General features: G+C 70.3%; 15 protein-coding genes. 5 read left to right on the top strand and 10 right to left on the bottom strand.

Annotation, left to right across the window (positions count from 1 at the left end; translation table 11 throughout):
* Nucleotides 1-249: 249 nt before the first annotated feature.
* Both AB0H49_RS06505 and AB0H49_RS06500 read right to left on the bottom strand, forming a co-directional pair.
* A complete protein-coding gene (locus AB0H49_RS06505) occupies nucleotides 250-405 on the bottom strand; it encodes a hypothetical protein (protein WP_357247907.1) in 156 nt (51 codons plus the stop codon).
* 37 nt (nucleotides 406-442) lie between these two features.
* Nucleotides 443-625 carry a hypothetical protein gene (locus tag AB0H49_RS06500; RefSeq protein ID WP_357247904.1) on the bottom strand — a complete coding sequence of 61 codons (183 nt, stop codon included), beginning with the start codon at nucleotides 623-625 and terminating at the stop codon, nucleotides 443-445.
* A gap of 849 nt (nucleotides 626-1,474) precedes the next feature.
* Between AB0H49_RS06500 and AB0H49_RS06495 the strand changes: the two genes are divergently transcribed.
* Nucleotides 1,475-1,825 (top strand): hypothetical protein, encoded by a 351-nt coding sequence (locus AB0H49_RS06495; protein ID WP_355001698.1) that lies wholly within the window; start codon nucleotides 1,475-1,477, stop codon nucleotides 1,823-1,825.
* Nucleotides 1,826-1,865: 40 nt separating this feature from the next.
* Here AB0H49_RS06495 and AB0H49_RS06490 read toward each other — a convergent pair whose 3' ends face one another.
* The 6 genes from AB0H49_RS06490 to AB0H49_RS06465 form a co-directional block, all read right to left on the bottom strand.
* Nucleotides 1,866-3,068 carry a Dyp-type peroxidase gene (locus tag AB0H49_RS06490; RefSeq protein ID WP_357247901.1) on the bottom strand — a complete coding sequence of 401 codons (1,203 nt, stop codon included), beginning with the start codon at nucleotides 3,066-3,068 and terminating at the stop codon, nucleotides 1,866-1,868.
* Nucleotides 3,061-3,621, bottom strand: coding sequence for a copper chaperone PCu(A)C (locus tag AB0H49_RS06485; protein ID WP_357247898.1), 561 nt, complete (start codon nucleotides 3,619-3,621; stop codon nucleotides 3,061-3,063). Before AB0H49_RS06485 ends, AB0H49_RS06490 begins: the two co-directional genes overlap by 8 nt.
* A 370-nt stretch (nucleotides 3,622-3,991) precedes the next feature.
* The gene (locus AB0H49_RS06480; RefSeq protein WP_357247895.1) at nucleotides 3,992-4,420 is read right to left on the bottom strand and encodes a hypothetical protein; all 429 of its coding nucleotides are present in this window, start codon (nucleotides 4,418-4,420) and stop codon (nucleotides 3,992-3,994) included.
* Nucleotides 4,421-4,605: 185 nt separating this feature from the next.
* Nucleotides 4,606-5,412 carry an SGNH/GDSL hydrolase family protein gene (locus AB0H49_RS06475; protein ID WP_357247892.1) on the bottom strand — a complete coding sequence of 269 codons (807 nt, stop codon included), beginning with the start codon at nucleotides 5,410-5,412 and terminating at the stop codon, nucleotides 4,606-4,608.
* A 108-nt stretch (nucleotides 5,413-5,520) separates the two neighbouring features.
* Entirely contained in the window at nucleotides 5,521-6,198 is a 678-nt protein-coding gene (locus AB0H49_RS06470; RefSeq protein WP_355001230.1) for a hypothetical protein, read from the bottom strand.
* A gap of 65 nt (nucleotides 6,199-6,263) precedes the next feature.
* Complete coding sequence (locus AB0H49_RS06465; protein ID WP_357247889.1) at nucleotides 6,264-7,670, bottom strand: FAD-binding oxidoreductase; 1,407 nt, start codon at nucleotides 7,668-7,670, stop codon at nucleotides 6,264-6,266.
* Nucleotides 7,671-8,052: 382 nt separating this feature from the next.
* Between AB0H49_RS06465 and AB0H49_RS06460 the strand changes: the two genes are divergently transcribed.
* The 3 genes from AB0H49_RS06460 to AB0H49_RS06450 all read left to right on the top strand — a co-directional run bounded on the left by AB0H49_RS06460 (nucleotide 8,053) and on the right by AB0H49_RS06450 (nucleotide 11,967).
* The gene (locus AB0H49_RS06460) at nucleotides 8,053-10,080 is read left to right on the top strand and encodes a heavy metal translocating P-type ATPase (RefSeq protein WP_357247886.1); all 2,028 of its coding nucleotides are present in this window, start codon (nucleotides 8,053-8,055) and stop codon (nucleotides 10,078-10,080) included.
* 103 nt (nucleotides 10,081-10,183) lie between these two features.
* Entirely contained in the window at nucleotides 10,184-10,897 is a 714-nt protein-coding gene (locus AB0H49_RS06455) for a response regulator transcription factor (RefSeq protein ID WP_357247883.1), read from the top strand.
* Nucleotides 10,894-11,967 (top strand): ATP-binding protein, encoded by a 1,074-nt coding sequence (locus tag AB0H49_RS06450; protein WP_357247879.1) that lies wholly within the window; start codon nucleotides 10,894-10,896, stop codon nucleotides 11,965-11,967. Before AB0H49_RS06455 ends, AB0H49_RS06450 begins: the two co-directional genes overlap by 4 nt.
* Nucleotides 11,968-12,031: 64 nt before the next feature.
* Here AB0H49_RS06450 and AB0H49_RS06445 read toward each other — a convergent pair whose 3' ends face one another.
* Complete coding sequence (locus AB0H49_RS06445) at nucleotides 12,032-12,769, bottom strand: hypothetical protein (RefSeq protein WP_357247875.1); 738 nt, start codon at nucleotides 12,767-12,769, stop codon at nucleotides 12,032-12,034.
* A 52-nt stretch (nucleotides 12,770-12,821) separates the two neighbouring features.
* Between AB0H49_RS06445 and AB0H49_RS06440 the strand changes: the two genes are divergently transcribed.
* Nucleotides 12,822-14,309 (top strand): DUF4173 domain-containing protein, encoded by a 1,488-nt coding sequence (locus tag AB0H49_RS06440; RefSeq protein ID WP_357247872.1) that lies wholly within the window; start codon nucleotides 12,822-12,824, stop codon nucleotides 14,307-14,309.
* 16 nt (nucleotides 14,310-14,325) lie between these two features.
* Here AB0H49_RS06440 and AB0H49_RS06435 read toward each other — a convergent pair whose 3' ends face one another.
* Entirely contained in the window at nucleotides 14,326-14,832 is a 507-nt protein-coding gene (locus AB0H49_RS06435) for an LOG family protein (protein WP_355001282.1), read from the bottom strand.
* Between the last annotated feature and the right edge of the window lie 269 nt (nucleotides 14,833-15,101).

Raw genomic sequence — 15,101 nt, 5'->3', positions numbered from 1 at the left:
ACAGCCTTCTCACGAACCTCGGGCGGGTAACGCTTCGACATGATGGCGACCATCTTCCTCTAAGAAGAAGCGGCCCCCAACCCGTGACAGTTCACAGCGATGCGAGAGCCCCAACTGGTCTGCGATCTGACAACCTCGAATTAGCGCGGACCAGGATCACCTCGATAGCGCCAGATCGAACGAATCTCAGCGCTCACCGGTAGTGACCGGCCAGGCCGGTCAGCGCGGGCTGGGGGGCATCTCGGCCGGTTAGCCCTGGTACTCCCATCCGTCTGGCCGCCATCCGGTCGGCATGTGCTCGCGGGCGAATGCGAGGTAGATGCGGATCAGTTCGGAGCGGTTCGGATCACCAGCCTTCATTACCAACCCTTCCTCGTTCGCGAGCTGTTCGATCTGTTCATCCAACAGCCGGATTCCGACATTCGTGCGGCGCGGTCCTTGCCTAGGCATGTGTGTTGTCCCGCTGCCGCGCGCGGTTGCGCCGGTCGTTCCAGATCAGCAGGATGGCGATGAGCGCCCAGCCGGCAAGGTAGGCGACGGCGCGTATGGGGTGCCAGTTGGTGGTGAGGAGGGCGACGCCAAAGACGGCGAGGCCGACGAGCAGCAGTGCTGTTCGGGTGGTCATCGTTTTCCTTTGTGCGCAGGGTTGTTGTTCAACTTAGAGAGTGGGACTCCTGTGGGTGGCGCCTTTGGATGCGTTACCTGGCGGGCGGGTATCTTTGGCTCCCTGGAACGCTGGCTTCTGCCTGACGTTGTCGGTACGCATGCTGTCGGCGAGCATTGCTGAAGTACTTACTTGGGTGGTGTGGCGGAGCCAGTGGATGCTGAGTCCCATGGTTTCGATTTCCGGGATGTGTCTGCTGAGGCGTGGAACAAGCCTTGGTAGCGGCCCTCAGCGATCGGGGTTCGGTGGGCGGATTGCAGGGGTTGGGCGCTGCCGGTGGCGCCGCGTTCGGAGGCGTGATGGGACAAGGCGTTCATCAGTGAGGGGGAAACCGGTTGCCAGCGTTCGGTGTTGCGTTTTCCCGTAAGCGGATGAGGAAGTGTGCCGGGTTGAGTTCCATGGGGCGCAGGGTCAGCGCTCCGCCGCGGCGGCAGGCGGTTTCGGTGTGCAGGCGCAGTAGCAGGATGTCGAGATCGGGGTCGCGTCCAGAGATGGTGGCGTAGTGGTTGATTGCTCTTGTGGGATGACCGCGTTCGAGAGACGGCCGCGCACGCACATCGCCGCTATGCCCACCGGCGGACGCCGTTCGATCAGCGGCGGCGGTAGTGGCGCGACGACTCGTCCGCGAAAGGCACCCGATCCCGGATAGTCCGCTTCAGTCGGGTGGTGGAGGGGAGCCAGCGTGACCTTCTCTGTCTCAGACAAACCGGCCTCCTGGTGTGGAATCGCCACGATTGGTGCCTTCCGCGATCGACGGAGTAAAACGGTCTTCTAACGCCCAAACCGTCAGGAGTTCGCAACGTGAGCGTGCTGGAATTCGTCTACAACGTCGTGGTCGTCACGCACTTACTCGGTATGGCCGCGGTGATCGGCGGGTACGCCGCCGGGCAGCCGAAGGTGAACGAGGTGATGGTGTGGGGTGCGCGGGCGCAGCTCATCACCGGGATCGTGCTGGTCGGGATGGCCGAGTCGATCGGTTCGCTGGACAAGGATCTGAACATGATGAAGATCGGCGTCAAGCTGGTGATCTCCGTGCTGGTCGCCGGGTTCGCCGAGGTGAGTCGCGCCGATGCCAAGCGGGGCAAGGATGTGCCGTGGATGACGCACGCGGCCGGTGGTCTCGGCATCGTGAACGTCTTCGTGGCCGTGCTCTGGAGCTGAGCGGGTGGAGGTCCGGGGCCGCAAACAGCCCCGGACCGTCTCACGACTCGAACAGCGTCTGGCCGAGGTAGCCGCCGGGTTCCGGCACGCCGGGCGGGATCACGAAGACCGACGATCCGATCGGCGTCGTCCAGACGTTCAGCGCGTCGACATCCGCCAGCCGCTGCTGCACCGGCAGGTACTGGGCGTCGACGTCGCGTTGATAGGCGGCGAACAGCAGCCCCGAGTTGGAGGTCTGGCCGGGGGCGGGGGCGTCGTCGTAGTTGTAGCCGCGGCGCAGGAACCGTTCGCCGTCGTGGGTGTGGCGGGCGCGGGCGATGTGCGCCGACGGCGGGATCACCGGAATGCCGTGCGCGTCGACGGCCGCGAAATCCGGTTCGTCGAATTCGCGGCTGCCGGTGAGCGGGGCGCCGTTGCCGAGCTTGCGCCCGACGGTGAGTTCCCTTCCCTCCGGGTCGATTTCGTCCCAGGTGTCCAGCGTCATGGCGATCCGGCGCAGCACCAGTGAGGTGCCGCCGGCGAGCCACGGCTGGGCGGCGCCGTCGTCCCAGACCAGCCGGTCGAAGTCCGGTGTACCGGCGGGGATGTTGACCGTGCCGTCGACCTGGCCCATCAGGTTGCGCGGGGTCTGGCCGGGCGCCGCGTCGCGGAAGCCGCGCTGCACCCAGCGCACCGTGAGCAGCGAGGTGACGCTGCGGCACAGTACCCGCACCGCGTGCGCGACGGTGGTGGCCTCGTCCGCGCAGACCTGCAGCAGCAGATCCCCGTCGCTCCACGCCGGTTCCAGCCGGTCGATGACGAACGGCGGCAACGGCCGCAGCCAGGCGGGCCTGCGGTGCTCGAGACCGGCGGCGGTGAAGACCCCCGGCCCCAGTCCGGCCGTCACCGTGAGCCGCGCCGGACGGGCCGCCAGCTCGGGTTCGGTGTCGGCCAGCGCCGCGGCGCCCTGGGTGAGGCGGGCGGCGTCGCCGGTCCAGATCTTCAGGATGCCCGCGATGTCGTCGCGGTCGAGACCGGGACGCAGATCGAATCCGACGAACGCGGCGTGCGTTTGTGGCGCGGTCGCGATTCCGGCCTGGTGCGGGCCGTAGAACGGTTCGCTGGCCGGTGCGGTGTGCGCGCCGGTGTCGCGGCCGGTGAGTGCGATCGCCCCCGCCCCGAGCCCGACGGCGCCCGCCGCGGCGGCGCCCCCGCCGAGGAGGCGCCTGCGGGTGAAGCCCCGGGATCTGATCGGCTCAGGCACCGGGCGCGGGGGCCGGGGCGGGTGCGCCCGCGTGATGGTCGCCGTCGGGCACGTAGTTCTCCTGGTTGCCGGGGAAGTCACGCACCTGCGCGGTGAAGGTCATGGTCGAACCGTCGTCGAAGGACAGCGTGACCGGGGTTTCGGAACCGGTGCGCAGCGGACCGTTCAAGCCCATGAACATGATGTGGTCGGCGCCCGGCGCCAGCGCGAGCGAGCCGCCCGCGGGGATGACGAACCCGCCCTTCTTCGGGCGCATCGTCTTGGTGCCCGCGGCGTCGGCCACCACCTCGTGCAGCTCGACGCGTTCGGAGGCGGGACTGGTCGCGGACACGACGGTCAGCGCCTTGTCGCCGGTGTTGGTCAGCTCGCCGAACGCGGCGGACATCCCGCTGTCGGCGGCCTTGATCCACTGGTCCTGAATGGTGATCGCGTCGGCGGCGCGCGCCGAGGCGGGCGTGCTGTCGTTGGACGAACAGGCGACCAGCAGCAGGGGAGTGGCGGCGAGCGCGACGGCGCCGCGTATGACGCGGGAGGTTCGGGTGATGGGGAACATGGAAAAGCTCCGTTCGGATTCGGGATGTGTGTGAGGGACCGCCACCGGTCCGGCGTCGTGTTCGCGCGGCAGAACGCCATCTGGTTCCCACGGCGCTTCGCGTTGTCGCGCAAGGGTTTACAGATGGATGGTGCGAAAGTCGCGCACTCCGAGCGCGGCGCACTGTGCCGCAGTTGGGCGGACGGGAGCGCTCTTACAGCATGTTCAGGCGTGCCGGATCTATCCGCCGGTGTCATATCTCGGCGTGGTGACCCCGTGCGACATGTCTCGGAGAGCCGACACCTATCGACGTCCGAGGCGGATACGACGGCGAAAGCCCAGGCGCTCGACGGATGTTTCGAGCCGCTGACTGCTCGGTGGCGGTGTGGGTCTACCGGTGAGCCGGTGGCCCCCGGGTCCCGATACCCGAACTGAGAAGCAGCCTGCGAGGGTTCGCGTCAGCGCGTGGCGCTATCCGAACGATCGGCGCGAGCGCGGGTACCGGTACGGTCCCCAACACGCGCACGATGCCCCGCACACTGGACGCCGCCCTCGCCAACGCCGCCTCGGCGCTGCGAATCAGCATCGCCCCCACCGGAATCGCCGCGAGGTGGGCGAACAGCATCATCGTGGTCGCGTGTGATCCATGGTGATGACCCGGAGACACGGTCAGGGCGGTATGCCCGACGGCCTGGCCGATCGCCAGCAGCCCCATGATTTCGACGAACCCGGCGCGCATTCGAAGCGAGCCCACGAGCACGCCCACGGCCGCGCAGGCCCCGATCAGCAGGGCGACCGACGGCTGCTCCAGTGCGACCACGCCACCGCCGAGCGCGTGCGCGGCGATACTGACAGCCCCCGATGCCGATCCGACGAAGGCACCGCGCAGCCGCGCCGATCCCTCCGCCGGTTTACGCACCGGGCCATACTACCGCCGGTCGTAGGCCTCGGACCAGACGGATCTCGCGCCGCTGCCCGGTGTTGCGGCGAGGCGTGAAAGCCGACTCAGGCGTTGGCGTCGTCCGGCCGCCGGACGAGCACGGGCAGCAGCTCGGGTCGTTTCGGCCGAATGCCGGTTCCGGAGGAACGGCCGCGCACTCGGCGGGCGACCCACGGAAGCATGTGCCGGGCCGTCCAGCTGAACTCGGTCGCGACGATCTCGGCCACGCTGTGCCGCACCGGCGGCAGCGGATCGCGCCAGGTCGCGTCGGCGCCGGGGAGGGTGAGAATGTCGGCGACGGCGCGGGCGACGAGGTCGTGGCCGAGCGGGCTCAGATGCAGGCGGTCGGCCGACCAGACCAGCGGGTGCGTGGTGGCGGCGACGGGTTCGAAATCGACCAGGGTGAGCCCGTATCGATCCGCGAGGCGGCGCATTTCGGCGTTGAGCTCGCGCACGCGCGGGGACAGCGGTCGCACGAAGGGCGCGATGCCGCCGATGTCGGGATAGGTGAAGGTGATCACGCGGGCGCCGGTGGCGGTGAGCGCTTCGAACATGGCGTGCAGGTCGGCGAGCAGGGCGGCGCGGTCGAGTCGCGGACGGATGATGTCGTTCATGCCCGCCATCACGGTGACCAGGTCGGGTCGCAACGCCACGGCGGGGGCGAGTTGTTCGGCGCGGATCTGGGCGGCGCGACGGCCGCGGATGGCGAGATTGGCATAGCGCAGGGCCGGTGCGCCCGCGCCGAGGAGTGCGGCGAATCGGTCGGCCCAGCCGCGGTGTCCGCCGTCGCCGTCGGGGTCGCCGATGCCCTCGGTCTGGCTGTCGCCGATGGCGACGTAGCGGAGGTAGGAGGGGACGGATCCGGTGTCCACGTTCGGCTCCTGCGGGTTGGCGGCGACGCGCGCGCACCGGGCACCTCCGGCGCAGCAACATCCTACGAGCGCCGTGCTGTTCGAGCCATTCGGTCGAGCCGCCGTGAATCAGAACGGCCGGAAGCCCGTACCGGGCCCGCCGATCCGGTCGATGTCGGCGAACACTGTGCCGATCTGCGTGGCCACCGCCGGATCGTGCACCGGTACCTGCGGGTGCTGACAGGCGACGTCGAAGACCGTCGCCCCGAACGCGGTGACGCCCACGTGGCCGACATTCATGCCGACCAGGCGATCACCGACGGTGACTGGTCCACCGGAATCGCCCGGCTTCGAACACACCTGGTTGCGGAACCACGACTCGTTCTGATCCCACACCACCCCGCAGCCGTAGCCGGAGGTGCGGCCGTTCTTGCAGACGATCGTGCCGGGCTGCGGCGGTGCGCCGACGTCCTCGATCACCAGCGGTCCCACGTTGCGCAGCGGCGTGACCCGGGTGGGATCGAACTCGATGACGGCGTAGTCGTCGACCACGTCGACCAGGACCACGACACCGACCGGTCCCGCTGTCAGCGCGTGTTCGGCGCGCACGGGCATGCCGCGCATGGTGCAGTGGCCTGCCGTCAGCCCGACGAGTCGCCCGGCGTTGTCGTACCCGATCGTGGTCAGCGTGCACGCCGCGTGCTGGCCGATCACGATGCCCGATCCGCCGCCGAGCACCGCCGGGGCCGCCGACGCGTGCCCGGGCGAGACCATGCCGATCACCAGCGCGGCGATCGCGGTCAGCACCACTCGCAGGGCAGGTCCGGCCGTCGCCCGCGTGGCGGACCGGAGAGGCCGTGTCGTCGCGGGATTCATGAGCGTGGCCCTGCGGTGGCGGCCGCGGGATGGATGTTGTGATGCAGGTGGAAGACGTTGCGCGGATCGTATTCCAGTTTGACCGCCGCCAGTTTCGCGTAGTTCTCCCGGCCGTAGCCCGCGATCACCCGGTCCGTTCCCTCGTTGCCGATGAAGTTCAGGTACACCGCTCCGGTGGCGTAGGGCCGCATCGCGGCGACGGTGTTCTTGACCCAGGAGATGCCGTACGCGTCGTCGGCGGGGTCCTCCCACAGTCCGAACGGGTGCACCACCCACGCGGCGCCGCGGTGGGGTTGCGGCCAGTCCCGTGCGCCCGCCGCGACGGCGCCGCCCCACGGCACGAGCAGGCTCTGCGACGGCGTGGGAACCGGCATGGCCATGCCCTGTTCGGCGAACCGCCGCACCGCTTCGTCCGGCAGGCCCGCGAGGTGTGCGTCGGACCAGTAGTTGCGGACGCCCGGCGGATCGTCGAGCGCGCATTGGATGTCGCAGTACGGCATCTCGGTGAGCAGCACGCCGTCCGGGCGCAGCGCGAACATCGGTGCGAGCACATCGCGCAGTTCGGCCGCGGTGCCCGCGTAGACGGCGACGCAGACCGCCAACCGCTTGCCATGGAGTTCGGTGGGCACGAAGTCCTCGGGCGGTCCGGTCAGATACACGACGGCTCCGCCGAGATCCTCGGTGACACCGCCCTCGACGAGGTCTCGGTAGGCAGTGGCGACCTCGAGTCCGCGCTCGGCTTCCCACAGCAGCAGGCCCAGCGTCGTGACCGGCAGCGGATGCAGCCGGAAGGTCAATCGGCTGGCCACGCCGAAATTTCCGCCGCCGCCGTGCAGCGCCCAGAACAGGTCGGGATGCTCGTCCTCTGAAGCTCGGACCTCGACTCCGTCGGCGGTGACGAGGTCGACCGACAGCAGGCTGTCGCTGGCCAAGCCGAATTTGCGCTCGAACCACCCCGAGCCGCCGCCGAGGGTCAGCCCGGCCACGCCGGTGCTGGACACTCGCCCTCCGGTGGTGCCGAGGCCGTGCGGCTGGCAGGCGCGATCGAAATCCGCCCAGGTGGCGCCGCCCTCGACGACCGCGGTGCGCGCGTGCGGGTCGACGGTGACCGACCGCATGCGCCGCAGATCCACGACCAATCCGCCTTCGGTGAGGCTCGCGCCAGCGACGCTGTGGCCGCCGCCGCGCACGGCCACCTCGAGACCCCTGCGGTCGGCGAAGGCCAAGGCGGCGCGCACGTCCTCGACGCCGGTGCACTGGGCGATCACCGCGGGCCTGCGGTCGACCATCGCGTTGAAGATCGCCCGGGCCGCGTCGTAACCGGAGTCCTCCGGTGCCAGCACCGATCCCGCGAACTGGGGCCGCAGGTCGTCCGCGGCAGCGTAGGGGGAGTGAGTGGTCATACCGCCTCCGTCGGACCGCTGTCGGCATCATGTCGGCAAACTTTCAACCGTCCAGTCACGCTACGCGCGCGGATGCGGGGGTTGGCGCGGTTGCCGAGAGCGATGCCGAGATGCAATCCCGGCGTGTCGGCGGTGGCCGGTGCGGTATCCGTCGCGATGCCCAGGGTTTGCCGGTGAATTGGGGCCGACCGCTCCGGTGCGATAAATGCCCAGCTGTCAACAGGTTTGGCGTCGCTCGAGGCGTCGGGATCGCGGCCGGGAAATATTCGAGGAGGCCGCGGCGATGTCGAGACCCGACATGGCCGATCGTCGCGGCGGGGACACGGTTCGGTGACGACGCCTTGCCTATGCAAATATAGCGATCTATGCATATGATCGCCGTATGAAGTCGACAGCGAACATGCACGAACACGGGCACTCGACTCTGGGCGAGCGCGGCGAGCTGATCTTCGCCATCGCCGCCGGTGTCACCTACGCCGCGGGCATGGCGGCGGAGTATCTGTTCTCCGCGCCGCCCTGGGCCGCGATCACGCTGTTCGCCGCGACCTATTTCCTCGGCGGCTTCTTCACGATCCGCACGGCCGTCGCGACGGTGCGGCGCGGCCGGTTCGAGGTCGACTTCCTGATGCTGGTCGCGGCGCTCGGCGCGGCCGCGGTCGGCAAGTGGGCCGAGGGATCGGTGCTGCTGTTCCTGTTCAGCCTCGGGCACGCGCTCGAGGAGTACGCGATGGGCCGCGCCAAGCGCTCCATCGAGGCGCTCGCGGACCTCGCGCCGAGCACCGCGCTGGTTCGTGGCGACGACGGCGCGGTGCGCGATGTCGATGTCGAGGACCTCGCGGTCGGCGATGTCGTCGTGGTACTGCCCAATTCGCGGCTGGCGGCCGACGGCATCGTGATCGACGGAACGAGCAGCGTCGACGAATCATCGGTCACCGGTGAGAGCATTCCGGTGGAGAAGAGCGCCCTGACCGGAGCGACCGTGGACCGCGCACCGGTGTCCGAGCCGCACCGGGTGTTCGCGGGCACGGTGAACGGCTCGGGCGCGATGGACGTCCTGGTGACCAGCCGCGCCGCGGACAGCATGCTGGCGCGGGTCATCACCATGGTCCGCGAGGCCGATACGCACAAGTCGCCCACCCAGCGCTTCATCGACCGGTTCCAGCTGTTCTACGTGCCTGCCGTGCTGGCCGCGGTCTTCGGTGTGCTCGCCTTCGGCATGATCGCGCTGACCGAACCGTTCGCCGACAGCTTCTACCGCGCGATGGTGGTGCTCGTCGCGGCCAGCCCGTGCGCGCTGGCGATCGCGACGCCCAGCGCCGTGCTCTCGGGTGTGGCGCGGGCCGCGCAGGCCGGTGTGCTCGCCAAGGGCGGCGGGCCGCTGGAGACGCTGGGCCGGGTCCGTTCCATCGCCTTCGACAAGACCGGCACGCTCACCTGGGGGCTGCCCCGGGTCACCGACATCGTCGCGGTCCGTCCGGAATCGCGCGCCGAGCTGATCGCGACGCTGCACGCGGTCGAGTCCTACAGCGACCATCCGCTGGCCACCGCCATCACCCGCGACCTCGCGCCGCTGCTGCCGGAAGAATCGGCTCGCCGCGCGACCGAGGTGAACTCGGTGACCGGACGCGGCGTGACCGCCCTGGTGGACGGACATCCCACCGAAGTCGGCAACCTCACCATGTTCGGCGAGCTGGAGGCCGACGGGGTGCCCGCGCCGATCGCGGACATCGTCGACGACCTGCACGCGCGCGGACGCACCACGATGATCGTCCGGCACGCGGGCGCCTACCTGGGTGTCGTCGGGGTGATGGACACCCCGCGCGCCGAGGCCGCGCCCGTCATCGCGCGGCTGCGCGCCCTCGGCATCGAGGACGTGGTGCTGATCTCCGGCGACCACCAGCGCGTCGCCGACGCCGTCGCCGCCGACATGGGCTTGGACGCCGCGCACGGCGGGTTGCTGCCGGAGGACAAGGTCACCATGATCGGGCGGCTCGGCGGCGGCACCGCCATGGTCGGCGACGGCGTCAACGACGCGCCCGCGATGGTGAACTCCTCGGTCGGCATCGCCATGGGCGCGGGCGGCTCCGCCGTCGCGCTGGAGACCGCCGATGTCGCGCTGATGGTCGACGACATCGGCCGCCTGCCCTTCGCCGTGGCGCTGAGCAGGCGCACCGCCAGGATCATCCGGCAGAACCTGACTTTCGCGCTGGTGATCGTCGCCGTCCTGGTGCCCGCGACGCTGATCGGCCTGCCCATCGGTCCTGCGGTGTTCATCCACGAGGGATCGACCTTGCTCGTGGTGGCGAATGCCTTGCGGCTGCTGCGTTTCCGGCGCGGCGCGGAGCACGAGGGCATCGTCCACGAGGCGCGCCCGGTCGACGCCGGTGGACGGATCACGTCGACAACCTGAACATGGGCGAAGGCCCGCCGATGAGGATGGCCGCCGGGAGTGCACACCGAATCTCCACAATTGCCGACGCTGCTCTCCACAGCGGGTGGTTAGGGTTCCGGGCATGGAGCTTCGGAATGGGGAGCGCGGCGCGGCGGCCAACGGGCAGGCGCGGCGGATTCTGGTGGTCGACGACGAGGTCACCATCGCCGAATCCGTGGCCGCGCGGTTGCGGGCGGAGGGGTTCGCCGTCGAACTGGCCCACGACGGACCCGGCGCGGTGGCCGCGGTCGAGGCGAACGAGCCCGACTTGGTCGTGCTGGATGTGATGCTGCCCGGCTTCGACGGCCTCGAGGTGTGCAGGCGCATCCAGGCCGGGCGCGGCGTGCCGGTGCTCATGCTCACCGCGCGCACCGACGAGACCGACCAGCTCGTCGGGCTCGGCGTCGGCGCGGACGACTACTTGACCAAGCCGTTCTCGATGCGCGTGCTCGCGGCCCGGGTGCACGCGCTGCTGCGCCGGGTCGAGCGCGCCACCGACCGGGAGGGCGCCGCGATCGTCGTCGGCGATCTGCGCATCGATCTGGAGCAGCATCGCGTCTGGCGCGGCGACACCGAAGCCAAGCTGACGCCACTGGAATTCGAGCTGCTCGCCCGGCTGGCGCGGCGGCCGCGGGTGGTGCTGGCCAGGGAACGTCTGCTCGAGGAGGTCTGGGATTGGGCCGACGCCGCGGGCACCCGCGCGGTCGACAGTCACGTGAAAGCGTTGCGACGCAAGCTCGGCGCGGATCTGATCCGCACGGTGCACGGCGTGGGTTACGCGTTGGAGGCGCGATGACCACCGACGCGCGCACGAAGGACGCCACACCGTCGGAGTTCACGCGCCGATGCCGCGCGCTCGCCGACACGGTGGCCGAGGCGCTTCCCCGGCCGCTGGATCCGGTGCGGTCGGTGAAACTCAAGCTGGCGATCCTGATGGTGGTCTCGGGTGGTCTCGCGTTCGGGTTCTTCCGTTTCCAGATCGGCTGGCTGCCGCCGCGAACCACCCTGACCGCGGTGTTGATCGCCCTGATCACCTCTCAGATCCTCGCGCACGGCATCACCAGGCCGTTGCGGGATATGACCGCGGTCGCTCAGCGCATGGCCCAGGGCGACTACACCCGCCGGGTGCGGGCGAGTTCGCGCGACGAGGTGGGGCAGCTCGCCGAGGCGTTCAACCGGATGGCCGCCGACCTCGCCGCCGTCGACCAGCAGCGCCGCGACCTTATCGCCAACGTCTCGCACGAACTGCGCACACCGATCACCGCGCTGCACGCCGTGCTGGAGAACCTGGTCGACGGTGTATCCGAACCCGATCCGAGCACGCTGCGCACCGCGCTGGCCCAGACCGAACGGCTCGGGCTGCTGGTCTCCGAACTGCTCGACCTGTCCAGCATCGAGGCGGGCGCCTTGGCGTTGGATCGCGAGAACATCCCGGTCGCGCCGTTGCTCGCCGAGGTGGTCGCCGAGGCCGAGGTGATGGCGGCGGCGCAGGGCCGCGGCGTGCGATTCAGCACCGACGTGCGGCCTGACACCGCGTGCGTCGACGCCGACCGTGCACGCTTGCACCAAGTGCTGATCAACCTGCTCGACAACGCCGCGCGGCACGGCCCGGCGGGCGGCGAGGTGCGGATCACCGCCCACGCGCAGCACGGCGAACTCGTCATCGATGTCCAGGACGAGGGTCCCGGCATCCCGGCCGCCGAACGCGCCACCGTCTTCGACCGCTTCACCCGCGGCGGACGCACCAACGGCGGCGGCACCGGACTCGGCCTCGCCATTTCCCGCTGGCTGGTCGACCTGCACGGCGGCACCATCGCCGTGGCCGACCCCGGCTCCCGCATCCGCGTGGTCCTGCCCGCACCCTGACGGGCCGGACCCGACCGAAACAACCCACCCACCGCAACCCGGACCGCCAGAGGTGCCGGGGCGATCACGCACACCCGAAATCGGAGGGGCTCATGAGTAAAGAACCGACCGGACGGAATGATTCGCCGCCCGAACCGCCGGACACAACGGCTGCGGCCCCGGAAAGCGCCAGCGAGAGTGCCACGCGGTCGACGGCCCTGGAGACGGCGGCCGCTGAGACTCGCGAAGGCTCCGATGGTGGAGCAGGATCGACCGGCCTCGAGATGGCGACGAGCCCGGCGGCCGCCGAAACGCGGAAAGGTTCGGCGGGTGGAGCCGACCAGTCGGCCGCCGCCCCCGACACGGCGACCGTCGCGTCCACCGACGGAAGCGACAAGACGGTGGACGGCGCGACGGTGGGTTCGTCCTCGCATGACGCCGCCGCGAAACGTACTCGCTCGCCCGGGTCGCCGGGTGCTGGCGAATCCTCGGACCGCGGCACGGCTTCGCGGGGGTCCGGCACGGTCTCGTCTGAGGCAGGCGAGCAGGCTGCGCGCGCCACGGCCGCCGCAGAGTCCGCGGATGCTCCGGTAGACGGCAAAACGGCGGCATCGTCGGACGCTTCGGCCGACGCCATGACTGCGACATCGTCAGTTGCTTCGGCAGAGGCCGGGGCGGTGACAACGCCGAGTGCTTCGGCTGACACCCGAACGGTGACCTCGTCGGATGCTCCGGCTACCAGCAAGACGTCGATTTCCTCCGACAAGACCGCCGAACAGCCCACCGAATCCGGGACGAAGCTCGTGAAGACCGCGGATACCACCGCGAAAGACCCTGACAGTCAGGCGAATTCGACCCCAGGCGCACTCCAGCCGATGAGTCCAGTACCCGGACGATCCGGCCTACTGACCATCGCGCCGATACCCAAGTGGCGCAGGGTCGCCTATCCGCTCGCGGCATTGCCCGCCGCCTTGGTCGCCGGAGTCGCGGCCGCGGTACTGGTCCCGTGGGACCGCCCCGGCATCGGCTGGGTGCTCGCCGCCTTGGTCGCCGCGGGCGCGGTGTTCGTCGTCGATCGACGGGCGCGCGCGTCAGTCGAGCAGGGCGAGTCGACCGGCGACCGTTCGATTCGCGCACTGCTGCGGCACAACCCGGCGCGACTGTGGTGGACCGCGCTCGCCCTGGCGCTGCTGGCGGTGGGCGCGGTGCGGGCGGCGGGGTGGCTGTTCGTGCTGTGCGTCCTGGCGGCGGTCTTCGCCAGTTCGCTCGCCGTGGTGCCGCGCCGCTCGGTGCACGGCATCTGGTACGACGCGATCGCCGTGCCGCTGGAAGCGTCCGCCGCGGTGCTGTGGGTGTCCGAGGGTGCGCGCCGGGCGCGCGACGCGCGAAAGACGCGCACGTGGCGGGCCGGACTCTCGGTGGGCGCGACCGTCGCGCTGCTCGCTGTCTTCGCGCCGCTGCTCGGCAGCGCCGACGCCACCTTCGGTTCGATATTGAACCGGCTGGTCCCCGCCGTCGACACGGGGTCGCTCGTGCGATGGACGCTGGTGTCCGTCGCGGTGGCGCTGGGGTGCCTCGGCGCGATGTTCCTGCTGGCCGGTCCGCCGAGGTCGGCGGATTCGATGCCGCGCGAGAAAGTTTCGGGCCGCACGGTGAGCCGGTGGGAGTGGGCGCTGCCGGTGGGCGCTTTGACGGCGCTGTTCGCCGCGTTCGTCGCCGCTCAGTTCGCGGCGCTGTTCGGCGGCGACGACTACGTGCAGAAGACCGCGGGCCTCACCTACGCGCAGTACGCGCGCAGCGGTTTCGGGCAGCTGTCCATCGTCACCATGCTGGCGCTGGCGGTGATCCTCACGGTGCTGCGGTTCGCCGACCAGGATTCGGCACGCGACCGAACGTGGCTACGCGCGCTGCTCGGCTCGGTGACCGCGCTGTCGCTGGTGCTCGTCGCCTCCGCGCTCGGCCGCATGTGGACCTATCAGCAGGCCTACGGCTTCACGGTGCTGCGCGTGCTCGTGGAGGCGTTCGAGCTCTGGCTCGGACTGATCTACGTGCTGGTGCTCGCGGCGGTGGTCCGGTTGCGCCGCGCCTGGCTGCCGCGCGCCGCGCTCGGCACGGCGTTGGCGACGCTGCTGATGCTCGCGATCCTGAATCCGGAACGCCTGGTCGCCGAGCGCAACATCGACCGCTGGACGAACGGCAAGACGCTCGACACGGACTATCTGAGCACCCTCTCGCCCGACGTCGTCCCCGCACTGGACCGGCTCCCGGAACCGATGCGCGCCGAGGTGCTCGAACCGATCCGCGACGACCTGCCCGAGGACACCTGGCAGAGCTGGAACCTCTCCCGCGCCGCCGCCCGCTGAACCCGGCGCGCCACACTCAACCCCGGCGTGACCCGATCGCGAGCCGCACCGCTTCAGCGGGGTCGGCGGCGGTGAGTGTGGCCTGCAACGGCTCACCCGCGGCGTCGAGGATCTGCCAACCGCCGAGCGAGACGACCGGGATATCGCCGCGGTGCCGTGCCAGCGCCAGTTCGGACAGCGTGCCCCAGGACCCGCCGATGACGATGACGGCGTCGGCGGAGCGCACCAGGATCGCGTTGCGCGCCTCGCCCATGTTCGTGAACAGCACGGCGGAAAGTCCCGCGCAGGCGGCGTCGCGGTCGATGTCGGGCCGCACCCCGATCACCAGTCCGCCCGCCCGCGACGCGCCTTCGGCGACGGCGGCCATCACACCGAAGCCGCCGCCGCACAGCACGGTCGCCCCCGCGGTGGCGAGCAGTCGGCCGACCTCGGTGGCGTTCGCGGCGTCGGCGCGGGTGCACGCGGTGGGCCCGCACACGGCGACCTGCTTGGCGTAGGTGCGTCGGGTGGTCAGCGCTGCCATATCGACAGTGTGCCGGGTCGAGGGGGCAGCCGCGGGTTCCTCCGGCGAGTCGCGCCGCGGCGTCGTCGGGGAAGCCGAACGCCATCTCGGTCTCCGCGCGCAACGCGGCGGTCCGTTCCATCGACCGGGTGTTGGCGTAGAGCGCCTTGTAGATGCGGTGCGAGCCGGGCGAATTCGCGGCGATGCGCTCGGCGAGATCGATGACATACCGATCGAGTTCGGCGTCGGGCGCGCAGTGGTCGACCAGCCCGATGCCCGCGGCTTCGGCG

It is taken from the genome of Nocardia sp. NPDC050713 (assembly GCF_040654315.1).
Taxonomy (GTDB): domain Bacteria; phylum Actinomycetota; class Actinomycetes; order Mycobacteriales; family Mycobacteriaceae; genus Nocardia.
The sequence above is the reverse complement of the archived record's forward strand: the minus strand, read 5'-3'. Positions and strand labels throughout refer to the sequence as shown.

Excerpts from the sequence above, each read along its gene's own strand:
- AB0H49_RS06500 (WP_357247904.1), bottom strand. The coding sequence starts at position 625 with ATGACCACCCGAACAGCACTGCTGCTCGTCGGCCTCGCCGTCTTTGGC.
- AB0H49_RS06455 (WP_357247883.1), top strand. The coding sequence starts at position 10,184 with ATGGAGCTTCGGAATGGGGAGCGCGGCGCGGCGGCCAACGGGCAGGCG.
- AB0H49_RS06435 (WP_355001282.1), bottom strand. The coding sequence starts at position 14,832 with ATGGCAGCGCTGACCACCCGACGCACCTACGCCAAGCAGGTCGCCGTG.
- AB0H49_RS06460 (WP_357247886.1), top strand. The coding sequence starts at position 8,053 with ATGAAGTCGACAGCGAACATGCACGAACACGGGCACTCGACTCTGGGC.
- AB0H49_RS06450 (WP_357247879.1), top strand. The coding sequence starts at position 10,894 with ATGACCACCGACGCGCGCACGAAGGACGCCACACCGTCGGAGTTCACG.
- AB0H49_RS06440 (WP_357247872.1), top strand. The coding sequence starts at position 12,822 with ATGAGTCCAGTACCCGGACGATCCGGCCTACTGACCATCGCGCCGATA.
- AB0H49_RS06465 (WP_357247889.1), bottom strand. The coding sequence starts at position 7,670 with ATGACCACTCACTCCCCCTACGCTGCCGCGGACGACCTGCGGCCCCAG.
- AB0H49_RS06485 (WP_357247898.1), bottom strand. The coding sequence starts at position 3,621 with ATGTTCCCCATCACCCGAACCTCCCGCGTCATACGCGGCGCCGTCGCG.